Here is a 25,795-nt window from a genome sequence, read left to right on the forward strand (position 1 = left end):
AATTACAAGTTATCGTCAACTCAAAATTCATAACTCAAAATTCATAATTTTCTATAATTTTTTCTTCAATTCATATTCAAAATATGGTACTTCACGACCATTAACCGTAAATGTTAACTCATTGATTTTTTTGGCTCCAAGTTTTAAAACGGCTTTTTGCGAACGGAAGTTTTCTGCTCCAATATGAAAAAGTACCGAATCAACATGCTTAAATGCGTAATCGATCATTAATTTTTTGTTTGAGTTGTTGTACGGGCCGCCCCAATATTTTCGGGTAATAAAAGTGTAACCAATGCTAATATTCGATTTTTCTGGATTGTAATCGTAGAAACTTGTTGTTCCCATTATTTCATTGGTTTGTTTATCGAGAATTAGGAACGGACTTTTTGTAAGTATCAGATCAAAATAAGCTCTAAAAACATCTCTTTCATGTCGATCCTTCGCAGGATTTTGTTCCCAAATTAACGGATCAGAAGCTGCTTTAAATAAGGCCTCAAAATGTTTTTCTTCTAACGGAATTAACTTGGAGATTTCATTTTCTAAGAAATCTGGCTGTAAATTGAAGTTACTTATTGTCATTTTTTTTTAATTATTTAATAATTTTTGACACAAAGTTTGTCATTTCGACGAACGAGAAATGACAAGATTATCTATAATATACTTATAAGAAAATTAAATCTGTTTAATCTGTACGCAAGAAACATTCTCCATTTTTACTTCTTTTCCCACTTTCTTTAATAATCCAGTTTTCGAATCTCTTTTAAAAACAATTACATTTCCGGTTAAAACATTCGAGGCAACCAAAAATTTTCCGCTTTCATCGAGAGCAAAAATTCTAGGATGTTTTCCTAGAGTAGATTGATAGCCAATGTTTTTTAAAAGACCATTTTCATCGATAGAGAAAATAGCAATATTATTTTCTTTGCCGCGATTTGTTGCGTATAAAAATTTTCCATCAGGAGAAATATGAATATCAGAACTTTCAAAACCATCTTTTATTTTATCTGAATGCGTAGCAACGCGCTGGATTTTATTTAAAACACCATTTTCATAACTGTAAACGCTAACTTGTCCAGCCATTTCTTCAATGCAATATCCATATTTTTGATTTGGATGAAAGGTTAAATGTCTTGGACCAGCTTCTAAATCGGTTTTCGTAAACGGATTTTTAGTTTCTACTAATGGCTTTTTCAGATTTTCATCAAAAGCGTAACAGCGTATTTTGTCGGCTCCTAAATCGGGCAAAAATAAATAATCACATTGCGGAGAAAATACCGCCGAATGTACATGAGATCTAGTTTGCCTATCTTTATTTACGCTTCCGTCTATATACTGAAAATTCTGGGCAATCGAATCGATTTTACCACTTTCTAAAATAGGATAGACAGAAACACTTCCTTCTGTATAATTGGCATTGGCAAGCCATTTTCCGTTTTTGTGAACACTGACATAAACAGGATTTTCGCCACCGCTTCTTTGACTGTTTAAAAAAGTCAAAGTTTTTGCTGACGGATTAAATTCAAAACTGCTTACGCTTCCTGCATTTGGCGTTTTAGTGTCTGTGCAGGCATAAACATATTTTCCGTTTGGCGAAACCGTCAAATAAGACGGATTTATAATGTTTTTGACTGAAGTAAATTTGGTCAATTTTCCGTTTAAAGTATCCAATTGATATACTTGAATAGCTTCAGCAGTTTTATCACGATTGTAAGACCCTAAAAATACATAGGTGTTTTGAGAAAAGACATTAGTTATTAAAAGGAAGAAAAAGGATAGAAATATTATTTTTGGTTTCACGGTTTTTAGTTTGTTTCAGGTTTTAAAGTTTCATGTTTCAAGTTTTGCTCACTTTTGTCAGGCTGAGAGAAGTCGAAGCCCTAGTGTCAATTGGATCGCCCTTCGACTTCGCTCAGGGTGACATAGCATGAATTTATAATTCGGTTCATAATTCATAATTCATTAACATTAGTTAACCCCTTTCCACCATTGTTTAAATTCTTGTTTATCATTTTTCAATTCAACAATTTCGCCAATCATTGGTGTAATTAACGGAATCGGATTTTCAGACAAACTATTCAATTCGGTTACTTTTTTCAAAGGTTCGTCCCAAGCGTGAAGTGATAATGAAAACTTAGAAGAATGTACGGGAAATACTCTTTTTGCATTCAGGTCTTTCATGGCTTTTATTACATCTTGAGGTAAATTATGAATATATTTCCAACTTTCGTTGTATTGTCCATTATCAATTAAAGCAATATCAAAGGGTCCGTATTTTTCGCCAATTTCAGCAAAATGCTTGTCGTAGCCACTGTCTCCGCCCAAATACATTTTAAAATCCTTGCTTTCTAAAACAAAAGAAGCCCAAAGCGTATTGCATCTTTTAAAACCTCTACCCGAAAAATGTCTTGATGGCGTGGTGTGAATTGTTAGATTTTCATCTAATTCTATTTTAGAATACCAATCTTTCTCAATAATATTTTCAGAAGGAAATCCCCAGAATTCCAAGTGCGAGCCAACACCAAGAGCGGTAACAACTTTTTTAGTTTTAGGTTTTAATTTTAAGAAGGTATCGTAATCCAAATGATCGTAATGATCGTGCGTGATTATCAAATAATCAATTTCAGGGAGATCATCGACCGTATAAATATCAGTTCCTTTAAACGATTTTGTTGTTCCTGGAATAGGAGAGGCATTCCCACTAAAAACGGGATCTATTAAAAAGCGTTTTCCTTCCAACTGAATAAAATAGGACGAATGCCCAAACCAAACTAAAACATCCTGATTTAATGGGAGTTCTTTTAAGTTGGTTTTTACTGACGGAATTAAATCTGTCGGAATTTTTCGATCTACTTTCTTGAAGAAAAATTCAAATAAAACTCCAGCCATAGTTTTGCCTTCGGCGAGATCGGGTGTAAAGCTCTGGTTTTCGAATTTTCCGTTTTTATATTGCGGCGAATTTTGAATTTGAACCAGTCTTTCTCCCGAAGGTGCTTTTCCGAATTTTGGGTGTTGAAGAAACATATAAATTGCAAAAGCAATCAGGAATAATAGAATTAGGAATGTTGTCATTTATTTTGAGGATATAAATTTTGGGTATATTCAATTGAAAGTAAAATTATCTTTTTTAAGATTTCAATATCAATATCTGCGAGTTTTTTAATGTAAATGCATGCCTTAGACGAAGTATGTTTTCCAAGTTTAGATAAAAGTTCTTCTCTTTTTTCTTCTGGCAGATAAAAATAAACGGTCATGGCTGTTTTTCTTGGAGAAAAACCAGCCAACGGAGCATCACCTTCGTGACCGCTGTCGTATTTGTAATGATAGCTTCCAAAACCAATAATGCTTGGCCCCCACATTTTGGGTTCAAAATCAGTTGCTTCTTGAATTATTTTTAGAAGTTCAAAAGCATCACTTTTTTTAACTTCATTTTCAACAGCGTTAATAAAATCAGTAACGCTACTTTGAGTTTCTGTAGTTTTATTTTTTGCCATTTTGTCTACGATTTACTTAATAAATCACTTTTAAAAAGAATGTTTTTGATTTTAAATTCAGAAGCATAAAACAAATTAGAATCTTCGGGCATCTGATTTTCTAAAACAATTAAGCTTACATCACTGTCAGGAAAATACAAGTTTACAGCAGAAAATCCGTTGCCAAGGCCAGTATGTCCAAAATATTTTATAGGTTCTTTTTCTATAATTCTTAAACCGTAACCGTATCCTTCTTTTACTTTTCCGAAAAAGTTATGTTGACTTTGAATTGTATAAGATGTCATTAATTTGTATGATTCGGGTTTTAGAATTTTTCCCTTGTGAAGGTTGTTATTCCAAATTAAAAGATCATTTACAGTAGAAACAAGACCGCCTGAAGGCACTTTGTATGGAGATATTAAATTATTTTCTGCTTTTTCTAAAGTATTGCCGTTAGAGATGTATCCTGTAACTAAATTTTTATCGCTGTCTTTTGAATAGCAAAATGTATTATTCATTTTAAGCTTTTTAAACAGCTCGTTTGCTAGTTCTGAATAGTTTTTTTTAGATACCGATTCGAGAATTTGACCCAATATAGGATAACCTTCATTGCCATATTTAAAATCGCTTCCTGGTTTAAAAAGTAAAGGCTTTTGTAAATCAGTGATTCCATGTGAATGATTTAATAACTGATGTACTGTAATAGTATCTGCCCATGTCTGCTTTAAATTGGGCAGGTATTTTTTTATTGGAGTATTGAGATCAATTTTACCTTGTTCTACTTCTTTTAAAACCAAAGCGAGCAGTAATTTGTCGAGTAAGAGACATAATTTCAAATTGGCTATCTAGATTTAAAGGTTTTTTGGTTTCAAAATTCGCAAATCCCTCAGCCTTTGAATAGACTGTTTTGCCATTTTTCGCAATCAAAATCACGCCATTAAATTTCGGATTGGTGTTTTGAAGTAAACTATCAATACTTTTTTTATAATTGTCTTTTGTTTGTGCTGAAGAATGACAACTGGTTAAGATTACTAGTAGTAATAAGGAAATTTTAGGGATTAAGTTCATTTATTAATTGTGAATTGTAAGTTGCAAATTATGAATTGTTTGTAATTTATCATTAGTTAAAACATTCCATTTTCGTTAATAGAATCTTTTGGGACAGGTTGTCCTAGATCCCAAAGTTCGACGATTTTATCCGATTCGAATTTGAGAATATGCACAACAGCAAAACCAATATCTGAAGGCGTTTGTTTGAGGTGCGAATGCACAGCAACTAAGTTATCGTCTTCTAGAATATGATGAATTTTAAAAACCTTATTCGGATTTGTTCTGGCAGATTCTTCCATGGCAAGCATTAAAGTGTCTGCATCGCCTTTGAAATAGGCGTTGTGATGTTTGAAATTCTTTCCGACATACAATCGAAAACCTTCGTGAGGGTGCCCTTTTGTCGCTAATTTCAAGAAGTTTTTAGCGATTTCTTTCCTAGTCATGATTCAAGATTTAAAAGCAAACTAAGTTAAGAAATAAAGCGCTACAAATTTTGCAGAAAAGGATTGTAAATTTATAAAATTAAAGGGCTTCCGATTTTATTTTATTCAGATCTACGCCTAGTTTGGTAAATTCTTTTTCGCCCAATTCGGTTATGTAGAAATGCTTGTCTGTCGAATTGTTTTTTGCAATCCATTTTTTAGCCGCAAATGTCTCTAAAAGCAATTCGCCCAATTTGCCACCAATATGTTCGTAGCATTTTTTTGCTGGTTTTATTGTTTTGTCGCTCATATTATTTTTTCTTTTTTAAAGCAATTCTAGAAGCTAAATATGCCATCGGAATATAAGCAAAAATTAAATCTGCAAAACCAAACCAAATAGGAGAAGGCAAAGTAAAAACCGTAACTATACCGCCAAATAAAAAGAAAGCTCCAATACCGAAAGCTAGTTTTGTTTTGTGTTTAATTGCGGCAACAGCAGTTGTCAACGCTCCTGCAAAAGTTCCGATTGCGTGTGCTAAAAATGGAAAAAGAAAATGCTTTGGTTCAAATAAATGCATGGTTGCCTTTAAGCCTTCGGTAGTGCTAACATCTGCGCCATTTGGAGCCGGAATTATAGAGCCGCTTAGTAAAATGATGCTCATATTGACAATACTGCCAATAACTAAACCTGCAATTACAGCCAAAGTATTTCTTAAAAATGGATTCATAATTTTCGCTTTTTAAGCTAACGAATTTATGAAAAATAAAGCAATTAGTTAAATGATTGTCTGAATTCTAAAGGTGAAGTATTTGTTTTGGTCCTGAATAATTTGCTAAATGATTGCTGATGTTCAAAACCAAGTTCAAAAGCAATTTCGCTAATAGATAGCGTAGTGGTCGAAAGCTTTTCTTTTGCTTTTTCAATCAATTTGTTGTGAATGTGTTGCTGTGTACTTTGGCCCGTATGCATTTTTAACAATGCACTTAGATAATTAGGAGAAACGTTTAAATTTTCGGCTATAAAGTGTACCGTCGGAAGTCCTTTCTGTTTTAATGAATCATCAGAAAAATGGTCTTCAAGCAATTTTTCTAAACGCGCTAAAATCTGATGGTCTGCTGATTTTTCTAGTAATAAATTGTCTGTTGTAAAATCTTTCAGCGTAAGTCAAAAACAATTCAATTTGTGCAATAATTACATCTTGGCTAAACTTATCAATATTAGACTGGTATTCCTGCTGAATATTTTTTATGATGTCTATTAGCATATTTTCTTCTTTATCAGAAAGATGAAGCGCTTCATTGACTGCATAACCAAAGTAATCATATTGTTTGATTTTCTGCGCAAGCGGTGTATTCCAAAGAAAATCAGGATGAATCAATAATGACCATCCTGTGTGTTGCATTTCGTTATTTCCTTCAATAGAAAAAACTTGTCCTGGCGAAAGAAAAATTAAAACTCCTTCTTTAAAATCGTATTCCTGCTGGCCATAACGCATTTTTGCGTTGGCATTTCTTTTAAAGCAATCGAATAAAAATCCAGCATTAAGATTTTTGGTTCTTCGTCATTAAGATATTTTAAATCTTCAAAATTGTAAACGCTCACCAAAGGATGTTCGGGTTTTGGCAAATTTCTAAAATCATGAAATTCGCTTATTGTTTTAAATCGAAGAGGTTGCTGATTTGCCATAATACAAAGTACTTAATTTTGGTTGAAAATAGAAGCAAATTCTTTAGCATAATCTGCCAGTTTTGTTTTTCCTAAAACTGCAGGACGATTTCGATAATAATCTTCACCAAGCAAACCGCTGTAAAGTGCAAGATACATTTCTACCAAACCTTGTGCAATTTTAGGTTGCATTCCAACAGCAATTAATCCGTTTAGTGTTTCCTCGTCACTTATTAATTTCCATTTTAGATCTGAATTGCCAATTACGTCGCCCAAAATTTTTGCGGTTTGATCTCCAGTAACTTCTTCGCTTGCTACATAACGTAGTTTTTTTCCGTCGAGCGGAGTTGTAAGTTCTTCTGCAATTGCTTCGGCTATATCGTTTGGAGAAACCCAAGGAATTAATTGATCTGCTCCATAATTAGCGGCTATAATTCCTTGATTTTTAATCATCGGAATATAAGCCAGTAAATTGTAGTAAAAAGAAGTTGGACGCATAAATGTTATCGAAACATCTGAAAGTCTGTTTAGAACGGCTTCGATTTCATTATAACGCTGAATGATTCCAGAACCTTGCTCTAAATGCGCACCAATACTGCTTAAAAACACTACGCGCTTTACGCCAGATTTTGAGATAGCTTCTGCATAATTATTTCCAATTGTACGAGTAAAAGCATCTAAATCAAGATTCGGATCAAAATAATTTGCACGCGGAATCATGCAATATACAGCATCTGCTCCTTTAAAAGTTTGAGTTAAAAAAACAACGTCATTTACTGAACCAATTGCGGCTTGCGCTCCAAGGTTTTCAATTTCCGATTTTCTTTCACTACTGCTTGCAATTACTGTAATTTGATGTCCTTCTTTTATTAAAGCTTTCGCTAAAGGTTTGCTAATGTTTCCTAAAGAACCTGTAATTATAATTTTCATACTATTATTTTTTTGATGATACAAAGTTGCGCATCATTAGAGAAATAGATTTAGCCAAATCTATGATTGACGTAGTCTAAAATAATAGTATGAAAAGTGATTTTATTTTTCGGATAATTTTCTTTCCGTTTCAATTTGAGGTTTTCCCGTTGCGTTTGGTTGGCCTTTTCCTGTTTCAATTAGTTTTTTCAAACTATTCTCGATGTAATTACTCCAGCCTGCTTTGCAAACATCAAAACATTCATATTCTGGAACCAAACCAATATGTGTAAAAGTGAGTTTTGTTTTGTCATCTTCTTTTGAGATATCAAAAACTGCTGTTGTATTAGTCCATTCTGTATCGTCTTTCGTGAAGCTGAAATAATTTTCTTCAATGAGCCAAACAATTTTCTGATTCGGAATTACTTCAATCAATTTTATTTTACAGCGATGAACATCTTCATAATGATATTTAAATTCATCGCCTTGATTTGCTGTTTTTCCTTCAATCTCTTCAGACCACCAGCCGCGAACATTTTGTATGGCTTTAAAAACTTCTTCTGGTAACTGATTGACAATTATGGTTGTGGTAAAATCTTGAGTATTCATAATCAATTGACTTTTAAATTAGTAAAGTAAAATTACAATCTAAAAATCAATTGATTAAGGTGTTTAAAAGACAATTTAAAGGTGTATTTCAGACAAGTTTTTTATTAGATGCCGTAAAAGAATACTGCAATTGCCATGATTAAGCCAAATAAAATTAGAAAACCTAGAAGAGTAATTAGAGTAACTCTCCATCCGCCATAATTATCTCCTCCGTTATCGTTATGCTTTTGTATGTTTTCTTCTTGATAAGTCTGAATTATATAGGAAGCGATGAAAGAATAAATAACTGGAAAGACAATTTTTGGAAAGTTTTCGGGAAGGCTAAATGAGATTCCAATGATTACGATTGTACAGATCGCCGTAATAATCCAAGTGTTTCTGGCTTTTTCAAGATCATTGAAAGTTTTAAAATTTTCTGCAATGCAATAACCGACAACCAACGGACCGCCAAAAAAAGTTGCTGTGCTAATTGCTTTTTTAGAATATATTTTTTCTGTTGGAATTTCTTCAAAGACTGATTTCTCTACATTATTGTCTTGTGTCATTTTGGGTAAATTTAGATTTGAGTTTTATACTATTGTTTTAATTTTTTGAGGAATTGTATTGATAAGGTCAAAATGTTTTGACATCACATTTTCGAGATTCAAAGTTCCGCCTAGAATAATCATTTCTTTATGTGTAAAACGTTTTCCAAGTCGGTCTTCGATCATAATTTTTTCCATGCTTTGAGCAATTTCGATTTCATGTAAAAACTCATTCGGATGACCGGCTGTGCAAATTACAAGACCGTACGGAATGGTTTTCATTTTTCTGGAAGTTTCGTTTTGCCCATATGCATATCCTACCGAATATACACGATCAAACCAGCCTTTTAATTTTGCTGGACAATCGTTCCACCAAACAGGATATAGAAAAATAATACAGTCTGCTTTTTCTATTTTTTCTTGTTCTGCTAAAACATCTGCAGGTATAGGAAGTTCTGTTTTCGCAAAACCTTCACGATCGTATTCTTCCTCAGACATATCGCTAATAAAATTAGACGCATACAAATCAGAGATTTCTATATTCCATTTTTGATTGTTCAAGGCTAGTTTTAATCTTTCTAGAACTTGAAAAGTATACGATTTTTTGCTAGGATGCGCGTAAACAATAAGAATATTCATTTTTGGATTTTTTGTCTTAGAAAATGCTTTTAAAAACTAATTATATTTTGTACGAAAATACAAATAAAAATATGAGTAATAATGGATTGTTATTTAAGAACTTTCCTTTCGTTTTCGAGCATTTTTTCGATATTGAAATAAATGCCATCAACATTGTAAGCACCTTTTTCAAAGCTTAAATAATCACAATTATCAACAAGTGATTGTCCTTTCGATTCGATTTCAAAAAGGCTAAGCAGAATATATTCGTGATCGACCATTAATACGTGAAAACCAGTTTCGCATTTTTTACCGTCGCCAGAAGAAAGAATAACGTTCATGATGCTATGAAATCTAAAAGAGGCAATTTTTGCACTAGTTTCATCGCCTTTTAAGTGATAAATATAGGCTAGAAAGTTAAGCTGCTGTAAGTCGAAAGGGAAATCGTTTAGAGAATGATTGATTAGTTTGATAATGGCATCGTAATCGGTAGTTTCGAGTTTTTCTTTGTTGTAATAAGCTTGGAGCTTTTCTTCGTCTGGAGATTTCCAGAAAGCATTGTATTTGGGCTGAAAAAAATAACCAAGATACAAATGGCGGTATTCATCATGCGTTAAAAGAGTGTCGTTCTTCGTGAGTCTTTCCATTAATTTAGGATAGAAAAACTTTGAATTTTTGTCGCTTATTTCTTTTTCAATGGCTTTATAATCTGGTGTCGTAAAACCAGTTTCTTGTGAATGCAATTGGATTCCGAAACAAAAAATGAAAAGGATAAAAATTTGTTTTAGCATGATTTAGAATGTTTTTGGTTGTAGTTCTGATCTTACTAAAATACAAATTATATTAGAACAAAAGTGTTCTTATGAAAACCAATGCGTGAAGGATGGGAGCGGCATCCTTTTATGGCAGGGTTTGCCATAAAAGATATAGCGGACAGCCTGACCCGGAGGGACACGCCCATATAAAACTCAAATGTTTTGCATTTAGGGTTATTTTACATCGTTGGTTAATTCAAATAAAATATAACTTCCGTTGCTAGAATTTCCTCTTGATTTTTCTACAAATCCTTTTTTTAGGTAAAAATGAATTGCTTTACTATTGTTTTCAACACATTTTAAAGTAAGCGGAAAATTGGTTTTAGAAATTGCGACTTTTAATAATTCGGTTCCAATATTTTGTCCTTGATGTTTATGGTCAACATAAAGATGATGGATAAAATTGTTGGGCAACCAGATCGAAATAAATCCGATTGGGATATTGTCTACATGTGCAATTAAAATATATTCTCCTTGAGTTTGCTTATCAAAATCTTCTAATTTGAATTGAGAAATGTCTTGGTCGGCAAATGTGCGCCGTCTTTCATTTAGAAAAAGCTTTCTTAAATGTGGCAGATCACTATTTTGGGCTTCTATTATGCGTATCATTTCTAATTTTAATTTACTGTTCTTCAATTGCAGAAATTGTCTTTTAAATTATTTTTAGAATTCTGCTGGAAGTAGACAATATAGATAAAAAAATCCGACCTGTTTGCACAAATCGGATTTTGAATTATTTATTACTGTAGCTTTTTTATAAGCTCATTTGAAGCCTGCTCTAGCGCTTTATAGTAATTTCCTTTTTTAAGCTCGGGAATAGAATAGGTGCTGATTATGTTTTGAGTGTCTTCTGTGTTTAACTTGTATTTTATAAAATCGACACTTAAAAGCTGAATCTGTCTCAATGTTTTGCTAACAACAATTAAAAGAGTAGGATCTAATCTTGGGTCTTTTGATAAAAATTGATCTAAATCGGTTGCAAACTCTTCAAATGATTGAAAAGGTTCTATAGAAGGAGTTGTTATAATAACAATTTTGTAAAGGTATTTTTTTTCAAAATTGTTTAGAGTAGTGTTTAAAGCCTTAAGTTCTTCTGGTTTTAGTATTTTTTCGAAGTCGTTAACACAGTCTGTAGATTGAGAAAAAGTGCTTTTTAAACGTGAAGCAAAATCAATATCGTTTTTTGTTTGGGCAGACAAAAGAACTGAAGATAATAATAGTAGCGTAAAGAATAATTTTTTCATTCTGTTGCAGGTTAGATTTGGTGCAGACAAAAGTAGCATATTCTTTATTTTAAACCATCTAAAAAAAAATAGTTTTGATTTTGAAATGAAGAAATATTCATTTTGAAAGCAACTTAGTAAATAAAAAACCCGACTTGTTTTTGCAAATCGGGTTCTAAAATTTTCTATTGAAGTACAGGAATTAAGTGATCCCATTTGAGCTCTTTGGCAAAATCTAAAGCTGTTTTTCCGTTATTGGTTTTTGCATCTGCATTGGCTCCTGCTTTTAAAATGAGCTCTACAGAAGTTTGATTTCCGGCAATAGCTTCGCGATGTAAAAAAGTATAACCCAAATCGTCTTGAGCTTCTATTTCTTCTGGATTGTTTTTTAAGAATTCAATGAGACTTTCTCTCATGTTTTTGCTCATCGGATGTTCTATTAGGTTTTCGGGTTTTTCTTTTTGCTCATTTACAACCAGAATGTCATTAAAGTCACCAAAATCTAATCCCCACGCTTCATCATGCGATTCTCTTTCTTCATCGCTCATTTCAGAGCGCATTGTCTGAATTGTAAATGCTCCATAAGTTTTGCCGTCAATAGCAAATAACCAATCACTAATTTGATTAATAGGAATTGCGATTTCGTCTCCATTATTTACATTAGTCAATTCGTTGGGATCATTTACTAAAATTCCGTATATCGTTTCGCCGTCAAAGTTTACGTCGTTAATCCACATGTGTTCTACAATGGTGTCGTCGTCTATATCTTGGGTGAAAGCTAGTTTTACACAAGCAACATCTAAACCTGGAACTATTCTTCGGTATTCCCAAGATAGTTCTCTCCAGAAGTATTTAAAGGTTTCTTGAGCTCTTTTGTAAGCTTCGATCATTTTTGGATTTTCTCCGTCGGCGTAGAAAATTGTTGTTTCAGACATGATTTTTTTGTTAGATTATATTTACTAAAATTAAGTAATATTTATTTCAATAGATGCTTTTCTTTTTAAGTTTAACATTCTGCGGTGTTAGGGATTTGAAGGCTTAAAAAAAAATCCGATTTACTTTTAGTAAATCGGATTTCGTTAAATAATTATATGTCTTTTAAAAAACGTAACCAATTCTTAGATGTAAATAAGGCGTGTATTGGCTTTCAGTTGTATTAAAATCATCTACATTTTGTGCGTGTCCGTTGTATGAGTTTGCTTTTAGAAATACGAGTCTGTATCCTAATCCGACTCCAGTTTCATAAGTAAAATGATCTCCAATCGAACGTTTTATTCCCCAAGTTGGAATAATAGACAAATCTGCTGTTTTGGTAATATTGTCATCTAGATTTATTACAAACCAATCCGGATGATAACTTGTTCTTAAAGAAAGATAGTTGCCGCTATTGTTAGAAGTTTTTCTTCCTTGAGAATTTCTTTTTTCAAATTGTAATAAAATCTGGGTTCTAATGTTATAACTGGCTGTAGAATAAAACCAGCTTCGTCGTAATGGTCTCCTACTGCAAAATCGTATTCGATACCAATTTCGCTTCTTAATGCGAGTGAATTAGCAAGTTTAAATTCGTTATTAAGCCATAATCCTGCAAATCCAGTTTGGATTGAGAACATTGATTTTTCAACACTGGCTTCTTGGGCTTTTAAATTAATGGTTATTCCTAAAATGATAAAAAGGAAAATTTTCTTCATACTATTTCTGATTTGTAAAAATGGGTTAGTTAGATTTTTGCGAAAATAATATTAAAATATTAAAAAACTAATTTTTTAAAAGAGTAAGGTTTACATTGTCGATTTGATTAAAAAGCATAAAAAAAACCGATCTGTTTTCACAAATCGGATTAAATCTCTTGGGGTAAATTCTTTTCCCTAATTATTTTACTTTTTCTAAATCATTCAGTTTCCAACTTTGATCATATAGATTTGGTTTAGGGCCATAGAAACGTGCAAGAATTTCAAATTTACCGTTAGAATCTGTTGGTACCCAATTAGATTCACCGCTTTCTGGCGGTGTCGGACCAAAGAAAAGATCAACAGTACCATCACTATTGGTTTTAAGTCCTGGCGTTTGAGAAGAGCGTGCGGCCCATTTTTTATCTCGTATGAAAGTATGGGTTTCACGATTATAAACAGTCATTGACCAATATTGTTTTACGGGAACATTTGCAGGAACGGTAACTTTATACGTGTTTTTTCCGTCAAGCGGATTACCTTCTTTATCTACTATTTGCATTAAATAATATTGAGATTCACCCAAATGTTTGGCACTGAAGAATGCAATCATGTAACAAACTGCACGATTATCTATTGGATAAATTTCGGATATTCCGTAGGTGCTTTTTACACTTCGAATGTTGTCTTCATCTGCAGGAAAGAACCAGTGAGTATCTTTGTAAAAGGGTTTTGTAGCTTCATAATTATATTCTAACCATTCTTTTGCAGTCTTAACGGCGTGTGCTAATATTTCTTTGGTACGAGCATCGGGACTGAATGATTTTCCTCTTTCTATACCTATTGTTTTTAGAGGATCAATCATAACGCGATCTCTACTAAGCCATGGCTCTACCTGTACTATTTTATTTAAGGTTTCGTAAAAAGTAAAGTCAAAAGGTATATTTGATTCGTATACTTTGTCGCTTGCGTCTACAAAAGTTGTAGTAGGATTATTTGAAGCTTCACTTAACGGATAAAGTTTAATTCGTTTAGAATATGCCACAGCTGTTGCAACGTCTGCAGCACTTCCGCTTTTTAAGACAGAACGCAATAATGCATAACCTCTGTAAGTATCAGATTGTAAAGGAATATAACCTGCAGGAATTTTACTTTTATCATAACCTGGCGGCAGAAAAAGGTATTTTCCTCCTTTGCCTTTATCAACTCCTCCTGGGCCAACATCTTCGAGGGCATTTTGCCAGTAGGTCATAACGCTTCCGTTAAAAACGCCATTATCAGCTGGCGGAATTTCAAGCACAACCGGTCCTACTTTTTCGGTATTGAAAAAGGGCATTAAATAAATTACATCTGGATTTGGAGTCAGGGTTTGATTTTTCCAGTCTAACAACTTTGGCCAGATAACAACTTGATTGTAATTGCCATTTAGTTTCTCCAGTGCGTCGTACATTAATTGATAATTAACAGCAGGCATTCCCCATATTGCGGCTTCAACGCCACGTTGATACAAAATTTCTTCTTTAATATTTGCTGGTTTAAATGCAGTTGTGTTGTCTTTACTGCTTTTGTTTTCGGTATCTGTCGTTTTGGTCTGATTGCGACCTAAAAGTAACAGTAAACTTAAAACTGAAAGGAAGGTTTTTTTCATAATATTAATTTATTAGGAATTATAAATTTTATTATTCTTCATTCTTCAGCTTTTAAGAAATAGGAGGCCTTATAAATCAAAAACCGAAGTTAACCTATGTTTTCTGCTTCTTTTATCAACTAATGAAAGCAGGATTTATTTTTTGTATTGGAGTTCGAGGAGACTAAAATCGTTGTTGCAATTTTTGTAAGGCTAAAAATACAAAAAAAGATTATTAATAAGATGTTTTTTTCTTATTGTATTCTTTTTCAAAGCTTTTGTATTGTTGTAAAAAAAAATCCGATCTGTTTTCACAAATCGGATTTTATAAATTGAAAATTATATATAACTCCGTAAAGATGTTTAGGTCTCTACTTTGTATATTTTTACAAGTGAATTACTTCGCCGTAAGCATCAGCAACAGCTTCCATAACAGCCTCGCTCATTGTTGGGTGAGGGTGGATAGATTTAAGGATTTCGTGACCTGTAGTTTCTAGTTTACGAGCTACAACTGCTTCTGCAATCATATCTGTAACACCAGCACCAATCATGTGGCATCCTAACCATTCTCCATATTTAGCATCGAAGATTACTTTTACGAATCCGTCAGCATTTCCAGCGGCTTTTGCTTTTCCAGAAGCTGAGAATGGGAATTTACCAATTTTTAATTCGTAACCTTTTTCTTTAGCTTGTTTTTCTGTTAAACCAACAGAAGCGATTTCTGGAGTTGCATAAGTACAACCAGGAACGTTTCCGTAATCGATTGGCTCAACGTGTAAACCTTTAATTTTCTCCACACAGTTGATACCTTCAGCAGAAGCAACGTGAGCTAAAGCTTGACCTGGAGTAACGTCTCCAATTGCGTAGTATCCTGGAATGTTAGTTTCGTTGTAAGCGTTTACTAAGATTTTATCTCTGTCAACAGCAATACCAACTTCTTCTAATCCGATGTTTTCAATGTTTGTTTTAATTCCAACTGCAGAAAGTACGATGTCTGCTTCAAGAACTTCTTCTCCTTTTGCAGTTTTAACAAAAGCTTTAACTCCTGCACCAGTTGTGTCAATACGCTCAACAGATGAGTTAGTCATTACTTTAATTCCTGATTTTTTCAAAGAACGCTCAAATTGTTTTGAGATATCTTCGTCTTCTACAGGAACTACATTTGGCATAAATTCTACAATAGTAACATCTGTTCCCATTGAGTTGTAGAAATGAGCGAACTCCACTCCAATTGCTCCAGAACCTACAATGATCATAGATTTTGGCTGAGTTGGTAATGTCATTGCCTGACGGTATCCAATTACTTTTACACCATCTTGAGGTAAGTTTGGTAACTCACGAGAACGAGCACCAGTTGCGATGATAATGTGATCAGCGCTGTATTCTGTAACTTTATTATCTTTATCAGTAACGTCAAGTTTTTTTCCTGGTTTTAGTTTTCCAAAACCTTCAATAACGTCAATTTTGTTTTTTTTCATCAAGAATTGAACTCCTTTGCTCATTCCTTCGGCAACACCACGGCTACGTTGAATAACTGCAGGGAAATCTTTATCAAATTCAGAAACTTTCAATCCGTAGTCAGAAGCGTGTTTAAGGTAATCAAAAACCTGAGCAGATTTTAAAAGCGCTTTTGTTGGGATACATCCCCAGTTAAGGCAAACTCCACCAAGATTTTCTTTTTCTACTACAGCTACTTTAAAGCCTAATTGAGAAGCTCTAATCGCTGTTACATATCCTCCAGGACCACTTCCTAAAACAATAACGTCGTATTTCATTTTTTTTGTTTTTAGTATTAACTATCGAAAATGAAGTTTGTATTTCCGAAACTCATCTTTCGATTTCTTCTTTTGTTATTTGTGATTGCGAATTTAAGGATTTATTTTATATGAACACTTGAAATTTTGTTTTTAAAGACAGAGATTTTGGTCTTTTCACAGAAACCGAATGAATTGTGAATTGTAAATTGTGAATTATGAATTGATTTTTATTATTTAATGAGTAATTGTTGGTGGTTGATTGTTAATGGCAAAAAAATAAGCCACAGATTACACAGATTAAAATGATTTAAAAAAAATCTGTGTTAATCTGTGTAATCTGTGGCTTATATAATTATGAGTTATGAATTAATAATTTACCATTCACAATTAAGAATTCACCATTAAACTTTTACATGTCCCCAGTTTTCTCCGCTGGCAATTCTTCTGATTTGCATTTCGCTTACTCCAAACTGTTTTGCAATCATTTTAAGACGTGTTTTTTGTTCTGGTCTTGCAAGGATTTTTTTAATTAACATCACTTTTGTAGTGGTTAATTTTCGGCCGTCAGCTTTTAGATTGTGCTCAATTAAGTTCTTTTTTGCCTGAATAACACGCGGACTTTTACGGCTGTGTGCCATCATTTCTTGTTTTGTAGCCCAACGCAGATTGCGCTCATCATCGTTTGCTCTGTTATAATCTAAGTGCAGAACATATGTTTGATCTTCAGAATCTTTCGGAATAAAATATTGGGCAACGAGTTTGTATAAGAAGAGATATTTATTTACGATTTTATCGTCTTTTTTAACTTTAAAACGGAAAGTTGGATATCCGTCGCTTAAACCTCCTTTTAGGATCCTTCCGTTTTCAATTTCATCGGTAAAACTTATTAATCTACCTCTGTTTGAAATGGCGTATCTTAGTTGCAATGAGGCATTTATTTCTATTTCTTTGAATTTTTCATCAGGATAAAATCTATTTTGTGGCATTGTCTTTTACATTTGATTTCTATACTCTCAAAGATAAAGAATAAACAAAAAATTTCTGCTATGTAACTGATTGTGAAAGGTCAATTTTATGATTTCTATAACGCTAATTTAACGTTTTAAAGCGTTTTTGACAGTTTTTAGTCGGATTTTAAATCACAATTTGTGAATACTGCAGTTTTTTAATTTAGGAAACCAACATTAATTTATAGCTAAATAATTATTAAATTATTGATCTAGCCAATTTTTGAAATTATTGATTTCTTTTTTACTGATGAAAATTGCCTCAGATTCGGCTGGAGGAACATTCAAAATCAATTCTACTTTCTGATTGGAGTGTTTTACAACTTCTTTTATACTGTTTCGAGTCACAATATATTTTCGATTTATTTTAAAGAAATTGAAAGGATCTAAATTGTTTATAATATCGGTTAAGGTATTATTGTATAAGTAGCTGTTTCCTGATTTTACATGAATAAATAAATGTTTTCCTGTTGCTGTAAAATAAGTGATTTCATTTTCGTTAATAGAAATCATTTTATAACCGTGATTTACCAAGAAATGATGCTGGATTTTACTGCTTTCAGGATTTTCTATTGCTACCAAAGATTGAAGCGTAGAATCGCTGTTGAAATTATCTTTTATTTTTTTGAATTTCTGAAGTGCTTCTAATAATTCTTCTTCTTCAAATGGTTTTAAAAGATAATCGATTGTAAAATGCTTGAAAACTGAAATAGCATAAGAGTCGTAAGCTGTGATAAAAACAACAGGGCAGGAGATAGTGGTTTTTTCGAAGATTTCGAGACTTTTCCCGTCACCCAAATGAATGTCCATAAATGCAAGATCAACTTTGTTTTCTTTAAAAAAAACAACAGCTTCTTTTACAGATTTTAAAACAGTGATTGCGGCAATCGATAAAACATCTTGCTGTTCTAAAATCGATTTTAGATAGCTAGAAGCAAGATGTTCGTCTTCGACAATGGCAATTTTCATTTTTTCGAAATTTATAACCAATTATACTGCAAAGATAAAATCAGTAATTCGTATTCGCAAAAAAGAGTGTAATTTGTTGCATGAATTTGTATAAAAAAAGGCCCAGCTGTGAAAACTGGACCTTTTTAAAAAAAACAATAGGTGTATTATAGATTGGGATTATTCAATCTCGCGTTTGCTGGGTAAATAAGAGTATAACGCGGATCATTTTGTATCAAAGTATAATTTTGCCCTTTTAGAGTATGAACAATCTGTTTTTGTGTTGTTCTTCTTAAATCAAACCAACGCTGACCTTCGACAACAAATTCACGTTGTCTTTCTGCCAATATAAAGTTGGTTAGATCTGCTGCATTCATAGCGTTTACTTGGCTTTCAAGTTGTGTGTATCCTGTTGCAGAATATCTGTTTTTTACAAAACTTAAAACAGTTCTTTTAGCGTCTGAGATATTGTTCAATTTTACAGATGTTTCTGCTTTTGTCAAATACAACTCAGAAGTTCTGATAGTACATTTGTTCTCGTCGAATCTTCCTTTTTCAATTATGTAATTGCTTCCACTAGTTGAAAAGTAAAGAGGAAAACGCAAATCTGTCGTTTTGCTATAAGCATTAATCAACTCTGGCGATGCAAAAGAAGATTCCATAATGTCGGTAGTATATCCTACTTCTATAGCTAAAATAGATTCTGCAGTATCAAACTTTGTTGGAATAATAGGAGTCGAATTTAGATTAACCAGATTACTGTTTATTGCAAGTGCTTTGTTGGCAGCATCTAAAGATTTTTGCCATTCCTGTCTATAAAGATAAATTCGGCTTTCTAAGCTATATAAAGCAACTTTAGAAAAGCGGTAGTTTATGCCTTTAGTTTGAGAACTTACATTGATTAATTTTTCAGCTTCATTAGTGTCTGAAATAATTTGGTTGTAAATAACTTCAACAGTTTGCGGAACAAAAACTTGTTCTAAGTCGATTTCTAAAGCTAACGGAACTGATTTGTCTGAAGCAGCTGTTGCCGCATTGTATGATTTTCCAAAAAGATTTACCAAGTCAAAATAAGCTAAAGCTCTAAGTGCATAAGCTTCTCCAATTAATTGATCTCTTTCAGGAGAAGCATCCAGTTTTTTTGAAGCTTCATTGATTACTACATTGGTATAGAAAATTGTAGTGTAAAGTTCGTCGTATGGAAAACTTTTGGTAAACTGATCTGGGTTTCCATCTTTCCAGATATGAATATCTCTATAAGAAACAGTTCTGTCACTATCTTCATTCAAAACCAATTCGTCTGTACGCATAGACGTCAATGCTTTGTGTTCTGGATATATCGAGTAGCCTGTAGTTAAAACAGCTCGAAATTGTGGTAAAGTTTCTGGAATCACTTTTCCGATAGGAGTAACATCCAGATATTCATCGCAACTACTTACAGCAATTGATGCAACGAAAAGGAATATATATTTTGAGAATTTTTTCATCTTTAATTGTATTAGAAAGTTACATTACATCCTATTGTAAATGATCTAGGAACTGGCTGAGCATAAATGTTTCCGTATGTTTCAGGATCAAAATATCCTTTAAAATCAGAACCTACTACAAATAGGTTTCTCGCTTCAACATTTAATCTGATGCTTTGAATGTTAATTTGATCTGTGAATGCTTTAGGTAATGTATAACCTAAACGCACACTGCTTAATCTCATGTAGCTCATTTCGCTAACCCATGTGTCCAAATAGTTGTATGTAGGCATTTGATTTGCTCCAGCAAACCATAAATAAGCTAAATAAGAATCTCCTGTTCCAGAATCTTTACTTGTAATTCCTGGTAAATTAGAAGATGTATTGGTTGGTGACCAAGCATTTAAGATATCTGTAGTATAGTTTTGTCCTCTATCTACTTGTGTTCCGTTATAAGGAGGTGTTTTAACTACTGTTTGTTTTAAATTGAAAGTCTGCGACAACTGTCAAATCAAAATTGCTTATTTTAAATGTGTTGGTAATACCTCCAGTAAATTTCGGGTCTTTGTCTCCTAAATAAACAAATAAATCTCTGAATTCTGCGGCCGTTAAACTTGATTGTGCAAATTCTCCTGGAAAAAAGTCTGCATAAGGATCAAATAAACCAAAGAAAGTTTGTGCGTTTACCGTTTCTCCTTTTTTGTTTACAAATAATGGATAACCGTTTTCATCGATTCCGTTTGTTTTAAATCCGAAGACAGCATTTACAGCATGACCTTCTTGGTTTGGCGTATAAGTGTTGTCGCGAATCTCTAAACGGTCAACATTACTCTTGTTATGTGCAAAGTTGATGTTTGTTGTCCATTTAAAATTAGGGCGATCTATGTTTTTTGTCGCGATAGCGATTTCATAACCTTTGTTGCTTACTTGCGCCCAGTTCATGTTTGTAAACTCAAAACCATTTTCTAAAGGCAAAGATCTCATGCCAATTAAGTCGGTGCTTTTTCTTCCGTAAGCATCTGTAACAATGCTGATGCGGTTATTGAATAAACCTAAATCTAAACCAAAGTTGGTATTTTGTGTTTTTTCCCAACGTAATTTATCGTTTGGTGGACTTATAACAACGATTGTTGGTTCTGTTGTTCCTGGTAAAATAGTAGTTATTTTGTTGTTCCCCATTACGTAAGGCGAAGTTCCTTTATCAATATTACCTTGTAAACCGTAAGAAGCACGAAGTCTTAAATTAGAAACCACTTTACTGTCTTTTAGGAAGTTTTCTTGAGAAACTAACCAAGATCCAGAAACAGACCAAAGCGGTAAATATTTGTACTTAGGATCTACACCAAATAAGTCAGAACCATCATATCTAATACTTCCAAAGAAGCTATATTTTCTATCATAAGTATAAGAACCAGTTGCGTAAAATGAAGCAAAAGCATTTTCGTTTTGGTTTTTTACGTATGTTCTATATTCAGGATTGTTTGCAAAGTCTGAATTTGGGAAAATAATTTGCTGTGTTGTCAATGTGTTTTGGTCAAATCCAAAACCTTTTGTTGCAATACTTGTATTGTAAGTTCTTCTTAACTCATTACCCACCATTGCTTCAATTTCGTGTTTTTCACCTAAAGTCTTGCTATAGTTAACCATTGTTTTTAGGTTATACTGAAAGAAATCGGTGTTTGAATTTTGAATAATACCGCCATTTGGAAGGAAATAATTGAATTTTCCGTCTTTGTAATAACGTGTTTGTTCTTTTGTTCTTCTTGTAAAATAAGTGTCTGCAGTGACAAATTTTTCACTTGAGCTATTGTCTAACTGTAAACCTAATTGGCTAGTTACTCGTAAGTCTTTTGTGATTTTGTATTCAGCGTCTAATAAAGCCTTAACAGCTCTAGTTTTTAAATCGTAAGAAGTATTGTTTCTTTCTTCGATGATGTTGAAAGGAACATAACGATCAGAATAACCAACGATGTCTGGGTCGTATTTGTAACTTCCGTCAGCATTATAAGGAGTCAAGTACGGATTTACGTTTCTTGAATAGTTTGCAGGATTAGTAAAACCACTTGTATCTGAGATGTAAGAAGTAGTTTTGGTTTCAGAACCAAAAATTCCAACACCAACTTTAAATTTATCTGTTATTTCGAAATTGTTTTTTAAAGTTAAGTTATAACGTTTTAAACCAGTTCCAATTGTAGTTCCTTTTTCGTCATAATATCCTAAAGAGAAATAATAATCTGATTTTTCTCCACCTCCAGATAAACTTAAACCGTGCTGTGTATTAATTGCCGTTTGGTATAATAAGTTACCCCAGTTGGTATTTATATTTCTTAAACTATTAATTGATTGCTGTGTCTGCGGACTCAAAGAAGAGAATCCAACCGGCTCTGTATGCGTCTAATTCATTCGCTCCATTTAGGATACGAGCAACATCTCCACCGGTGTCTCTGTAAGTTAAATCTGCACGGCTAGCCAAATCAAGTTCAAAATCAACTTTTTGATTAGAATTCATCAAGTTTAATTTTGATATTTCTGGTCTTAGCGTAATAAAGGTATTTGTGTTGAAGTTAATCGACATTTTACCGCTTCTTCCTTTTTTGGTAGTAACAACGATTACACCATTTGCAGCACGTGCACCATAAATAGCTGTTGCAGCCGCATCTTTTAAGATGGTAATATCTTTAATATCATCTGGATTTAAACCAGCGATAGAATAGTTATTTAAAACATCAATATTGTCTTTATCATAATTTTTAGGAACATCATTGTTCTCTAACGGAAGTCCGTCTAAAACCCATAAAGGATCTTGAGAACCGTTTAAAGAAGCTGTACCTCTAATTCTAATTTTTGCAGCCGCTCCAGGTGCTCCAGATGGTGTAGTAACAGCAACTCCGGCAACTTGCCCAACTAATAATTGGTCGATACTAGAAACCCCAGCTTGCTGAATAGAAGCCATATCTACTTTTGTAATAGCAGATGTCAGTTTTCTCTTTTCAATTTTTTGGTATCCAGTAACTACAATTTCTTGAAGTTTTGCAACTTCAGATTTTAAGTTGATTGTATATTCTTTTTGAGCTGACAATTCAAGAGTATAAGGCTGATATCCCATGAAAATGATTCTCAAAGCGGTAACTTTTTTTCCTATTTTCAATTGAAATTTACCGTCAAAATCTGTAGTAGTTCCAATGCTTTCACTTTGTATAATTCCTGATTGTGATGTTTTGCTTCCAATAGAATTGTTTTCAACAAAAATAGAAGCTCCAGGAATAGGCTGGTGATCATTTTCATCTAGAATAATTCCCGAGATGGTTCGGGTTTCCTGCGAGTATCCTGCGATGGCCAGGAATAGCAGTAAGGCTTGTAAAATTTTCTTCATGTTTTTGGGTTGTGTATTAAAAGGTTGTGTTATTTAATGCTTTTTCGATTCGTTGGATCAAATCGCGGTAATGGTTTTGGGTAGATTGGTCTCCTGTATTCTTTTTAATTTTTAATAATTGAAGGACTTTTGTTAATTCTCCTTTTTTATCTGAAGTCACTTCTGTAACTCTTTTTAAAGAAGATTGATTAATATTTTTTACCATGTGGGCATCATCTAAATAAGTGCATAAATGAGGCATATTTAAAGTCTGCTGAATGTCTAATAGTTTCTTAGCATCTGTTTTTTCAAATAATTTATTTGTAGAAACAACCAAAACGTCTACATAATTTTTCTGTGTCATACGTTCTAGAATTGATAATGATTTATTGGCAATCGTTCCGGCAAAAACACTTTGATGCATTTTTTTAAACAAATCATTTACGGTAAAAACTGGATCTTTGGTTTTATTTCGTTGATAAAGTTCATTTTCTGTCATTCTAAGCAAGCGATCGTCACTAAATAAATCATACATAATGCTGTATTGTAATTCTCTCGAAAGTGTATACGGAGTATATTCGTAAGGACCAAGAGGAGAATCTTTCAACGGATTTGTTTTGTCTAAAATGTCATTGAAAAACAACCATTGCGGAATTGTAAGTACATTTTTAGCTAAATAATCTGTTGCTCTTTTTTGCATTGTCTGCAGAAACCGGAATGTAGCTTTGTTTGTTATCTCCGTGAACTGTTGTGTTTAAATAAACACCACCAATATTGTTCATTACATGACGGTTGTACAATTGCCATTGACCAATAGTTCCGATGTATAATTTTCCTGTCTCATAGTAAGACTGATCTTTATCGTAAGTCCAGCTTAATATATTATCGACAACACGTTTTAGGTTTTTTAAACCATATTCACTCGCTTTTACAGCATCGTTTCCTAAATCTTCAGATTGAGAACGAGGGTCAATTATATTTTCCTGTTGTTCTCCATAAAAATAAATGGGGTCATCTTGATGTTTTGTAAGTAAGGCGTTTAGTTTTGCTGTTTCGTTTTCGTTAGGCGCGTACCATCTGTAACCCCATTCAATAGCATATTTATCATATTCTCCAATTTTCGGAGTAATAACTGTTACATTGTCTTCTGGTTGTGCTACATAATTGTAACGGGCATAATCCATAATTGATGGAGCAGTTCCGCCCATTTTTGCTGTGAATTCTTTAGAGCGAAGAGATTCAACATCATAAGCAAAAGAAGAACCCATATTATGTTTTAAACCAAAAGTATGTCCAACTTCGTGAGACGAAACAAAACGAATTGCTTCTCCCATATGTTCATCACTAAATTTATTTCCTCTAGCTTTCGGATCAATTGGTCCTGTCTGAATGCGCATCCAGCTTTGAAGCGAAGTCATTACATTATGCCACCAAATAATATCTGCTTCGATAATTTCGTCGCTTCTTGGGTCAACCACAGATGGTCCCATAGCATTAGATTTTGGAGAAGCTGCATATGTAATTACAGAGTAGCGAACATCATCAATATCAAAATCCAAATCAGCTTCTGTTGGTTCTTTTGCGATAACAGCATTTTTAAAACCTGCTTTTTCAAAAGTCTGCTTGCCAATCGTGAACACCATCAATAATATACTTTCTCCATTGTTTTGGAGTCGATGGATCAATATAATAAACGATAGGTCTTTTAGGTTCAACCAATTCGCCTTTCAAATATCGTTCTTCGTCTTCTTTTTTAGGTTCTAATCTCCAACGTGTAATTAGTTCTTTTTCAAGCATTGCTTGTTGATCATCGGCAAAATACCAGTGTTTTTCTGTGAAGAAACCAATTCTGTTATCAGAAAAACGAGGTTTCATTGGAGTTTTGTCCAATAAAATAATATTGCTCGTAACGCCAAGAGTTACAGACAATGCAGGTCCGCCTTCGCTAACAGAAGTAGTCAATTGCGATTTTACAACAATGTTTTTTGGGAAAGATTTTACACCTTCAATATAAGAAAGATCAGATTTTACAGAACCGCCAAATCCAATGTTGCTCAAAACATCATTGAAGCTTTTTTGTTTTCCGTCAAAAATCTTATTTACTTTAATAACAACAGACGTCGAATCGTTGTTTTTGGTTTCAATATCAAAAACTTCAATAATAGATTCTGCAAAATTATTTTGAACAGATTGTGTAATCGCATCTTCTTTTGGTGAAGAAACCTTTGGCACATACGATTTTACCCAGACTTTCTTTTGCGATTGTATCTTTATAAAAACTAATTACTTTGTTTTCATAATTCATTCCTTTATTTAAGCCAGCTTCGTTTACTTGAAAAGGAACTTGAGATAATTTGTTTACAACTAAAAACTCTCTTTTAAATAAGCTGTCCTGAATTTCAAAATAAACATCTGTTTTAACTTGAATGATATTAAATAGACCTTTTTTTAGAGAACCTTTTTTTACTAGGTCGTCATATTTTTTACCTTTTTTAGAATCGGTAGAATCTTTTTTAATTTCGGTTGCGACTTCTTTTTTGTCTTTCTTTTTCTTTTGAGATTGAACAGTAAGCGGCGATAATAATAATAAGAGTATGCAAATTGTTACCAAATTATGCAGGAATGACTTTTCCTTCATCAGATGTTAAGTTTAGGTTAATTTTCG

Annotated in this window: 23 protein-coding genes and 3 pseudogenes; all 26 read right to left on the minus strand. The window is 33.1% G+C overall.

The genetic code is table 11. From position 1 onward, the window contains the following. Window positions 1-51: 51 nt before the first annotated feature. Entirely contained in the window at window positions 52-579 is a 528-nt protein-coding gene (locus tag P5P87_RS24435) for a GNAT family N-acetyltransferase (protein WP_278020912.1), read from the minus strand. 93 nt (window positions 580-672) lie between these two features. Continuing rightward, window positions 673-1,797, minus strand: coding sequence for a lactonase family protein (locus tag P5P87_RS24440; protein ID WP_278020913.1), 1,125 nt, complete (start codon window positions 1,795-1,797; stop codon window positions 673-675). Window positions 1,798-1,965: 168 nt separating this feature from the next. Next, entirely contained in the window at window positions 1,966-3,069 is a 1,104-nt protein-coding gene (locus tag P5P87_RS24445) for an MBL fold metallo-hydrolase (protein ID WP_278020914.1), read from the minus strand. Next, a complete protein-coding gene (locus P5P87_RS24450; protein ID WP_278020915.1) occupies window positions 3,066-3,491 on the minus strand; it encodes a DUF1801 domain-containing protein in 426 nt (141 codons plus the stop codon). The genes P5P87_RS24445 and P5P87_RS24450 overlap by 4 nt, the downstream gene beginning before the upstream one ends. Window positions 3,492-3,496: 5 nt before the next feature. Continuing rightward, window positions 3,497-4,306, minus strand: a complete 810-nt coding sequence (locus P5P87_RS24455) for a serine hydrolase domain-containing protein (RefSeq protein ID WP_278020916.1) — start codon at window positions 4,304-4,306, stop codon at window positions 3,497-3,499. A 288-nt stretch (window positions 4,307-4,594) separates the two neighbouring features. Then, window positions 4,595-4,963: a nuclear transport factor 2 family protein gene (locus P5P87_RS24465; RefSeq protein ID WP_278020918.1), complete on the minus strand. Its 369-nt coding sequence runs from the start codon at window positions 4,961-4,963 to the stop codon at window positions 4,595-4,597. A gap of 79 nt (window positions 4,964-5,042) precedes the next feature. Continuing rightward, window positions 5,043-5,252, minus strand: coding sequence for an ArsR family transcriptional regulator (locus P5P87_RS24470; RefSeq protein ID WP_278020919.1), 210 nt, complete (start codon window positions 5,250-5,252; stop codon window positions 5,043-5,045). 1 nt (window position 5,253) lies between these two features. Further along, a complete protein-coding gene (locus P5P87_RS24475; protein ID WP_278020920.1) occupies window positions 5,254-5,670 on the minus strand; it encodes a hypothetical protein in 417 nt (138 codons plus the stop codon). A gap of 44 nt (window positions 5,671-5,714) precedes the next feature. Continuing rightward, window positions 5,715-6,629, minus strand: a pseudogene (locus P5P87_RS24480) (helix-turn-helix domain-containing protein). Between the two features lie 12 nt (window positions 6,630-6,641). Next, window positions 6,642-7,538, minus strand: coding sequence for an NmrA family NAD(P)-binding protein (locus P5P87_RS24485; RefSeq protein WP_278020921.1), 897 nt, complete (start codon window positions 7,536-7,538; stop codon window positions 6,642-6,644). Window positions 7,539-7,640: 102 nt separating this feature from the next. Beyond that, complete coding sequence (locus P5P87_RS24490; protein WP_278020922.1) at window positions 7,641-8,126, minus strand: SRPBCC family protein; 486 nt, start codon at window positions 8,124-8,126, stop codon at window positions 7,641-7,643. 104 nt (window positions 8,127-8,230) lie between these two features. After that, window positions 8,231-8,671, minus strand: coding sequence for a hypothetical protein (locus P5P87_RS24495; protein ID WP_278020923.1), 441 nt, complete (start codon window positions 8,669-8,671; stop codon window positions 8,231-8,233). A gap of 24 nt (window positions 8,672-8,695) precedes the next feature. Continuing rightward, window positions 8,696-9,289: an NAD(P)H-dependent oxidoreductase gene (locus P5P87_RS24500; protein WP_278020924.1), complete on the minus strand. Its 594-nt coding sequence runs from the start codon at window positions 9,287-9,289 to the stop codon at window positions 8,696-8,698. An 89-nt stretch (window positions 9,290-9,378) separates the two neighbouring features. Beyond that, the gene (locus tag P5P87_RS24505) at window positions 9,379-10,059 is read right to left on the minus strand and encodes a DUF4919 domain-containing protein (protein WP_278020925.1); all 681 of its coding nucleotides are present in this window, start codon (window positions 10,057-10,059) and stop codon (window positions 9,379-9,381) included. A gap of 198 nt (window positions 10,060-10,257) precedes the next feature. Next, the gene (locus P5P87_RS24510; protein WP_278020926.1) at window positions 10,258-10,692 is read right to left on the minus strand and encodes a GNAT family N-acetyltransferase; all 435 of its coding nucleotides are present in this window, start codon (window positions 10,690-10,692) and stop codon (window positions 10,258-10,260) included. A 131-nt stretch (window positions 10,693-10,823) separates the two neighbouring features. After that, on the minus strand, window positions 10,824-11,327 hold the full coding sequence (locus P5P87_RS24515; RefSeq protein WP_198856405.1) for a TPM domain-containing protein: 504 nt from the start codon (window positions 11,325-11,327) through the stop codon (window positions 10,824-10,826). Between the two features lie 164 nt (window positions 11,328-11,491). Beyond that, a complete protein-coding gene (locus P5P87_RS24520; protein ID WP_278020927.1) occupies window positions 11,492-12,241 on the minus strand; it encodes a DUF2314 domain-containing protein in 750 nt (249 codons plus the stop codon). A 163-nt stretch (window positions 12,242-12,404) separates the two neighbouring features. After that, window positions 12,405-12,605 (minus strand): hypothetical protein, encoded by a 201-nt coding sequence (locus P5P87_RS24525; protein ID WP_278020928.1) that lies wholly within the window; start codon window positions 12,603-12,605, stop codon window positions 12,405-12,407. Between the two features lie 65 nt (window positions 12,606-12,670). Then, window positions 12,671-12,994 carry a hypothetical protein gene (locus P5P87_RS24530; protein ID WP_278020929.1) on the minus strand — a complete coding sequence of 108 codons (324 nt, stop codon included), beginning with the start codon at window positions 12,992-12,994 and terminating at the stop codon, window positions 12,671-12,673. Window positions 12,995-13,175: 181 nt separating this feature from the next. Continuing rightward, on the minus strand, window positions 13,176-14,621 hold the full coding sequence (locus P5P87_RS24535) for a DUF1254 domain-containing protein (protein ID WP_278020930.1): 1,446 nt from the start codon (window positions 14,619-14,621) through the stop codon (window positions 13,176-13,178). Between the two features lie 365 nt (window positions 14,622-14,986). Then, window positions 14,987-16,375: a dihydrolipoyl dehydrogenase gene (gene lpdA / locus P5P87_RS24540; protein ID WP_278020931.1), complete on the minus strand. Its 1,389-nt coding sequence runs from the start codon at window positions 16,373-16,375 to the stop codon at window positions 14,987-14,989. Between the two features lie 383 nt (window positions 16,376-16,758). Next, the gene (locus P5P87_RS24545; RefSeq protein WP_198856400.1) at window positions 16,759-17,343 is read right to left on the minus strand and encodes an NUMOD4 domain-containing protein; all 585 of its coding nucleotides are present in this window, start codon (window positions 17,341-17,343) and stop codon (window positions 16,759-16,761) included. Between the two features lie 225 nt (window positions 17,344-17,568). Beyond that, window positions 17,569-18,333 (minus strand): LytR/AlgR family response regulator transcription factor, encoded by a 765-nt coding sequence (locus P5P87_RS24550; protein ID WP_278020932.1) that lies wholly within the window; start codon window positions 18,331-18,333, stop codon window positions 17,569-17,571. A gap of 146 nt (window positions 18,334-18,479) precedes the next feature. After that, window positions 18,480-19,799 (minus strand): RagB/SusD family nutrient uptake outer membrane protein, encoded by a 1,320-nt coding sequence (locus P5P87_RS24555; RefSeq protein WP_198856398.1) that lies wholly within the window; start codon window positions 19,797-19,799, stop codon window positions 18,480-18,482. A gap of 11 nt (window positions 19,800-19,810) precedes the next feature. Next, window positions 19,811-23,151, minus strand: a pseudogene (locus tag P5P87_RS24560) (SusC/RagA family TonB-linked outer membrane protein). Between the two features lie 16 nt (window positions 23,152-23,167). Continuing rightward, a pseudogene (locus P5P87_RS24565) lies at window positions 23,168-25,768 on the minus strand (zinc-dependent metalloprotease). Between the last annotated feature and the right edge of the window lie 27 nt (window positions 25,769-25,795).

Origin of the sequence: Flavobacterium ginsengisoli, assembly GCF_029625315.1 — a bacterium.
GTDB lineage: Bacteria > Bacteroidota > Bacteroidia > Flavobacteriales > Flavobacteriaceae > Flavobacterium > Flavobacterium ginsengisoli.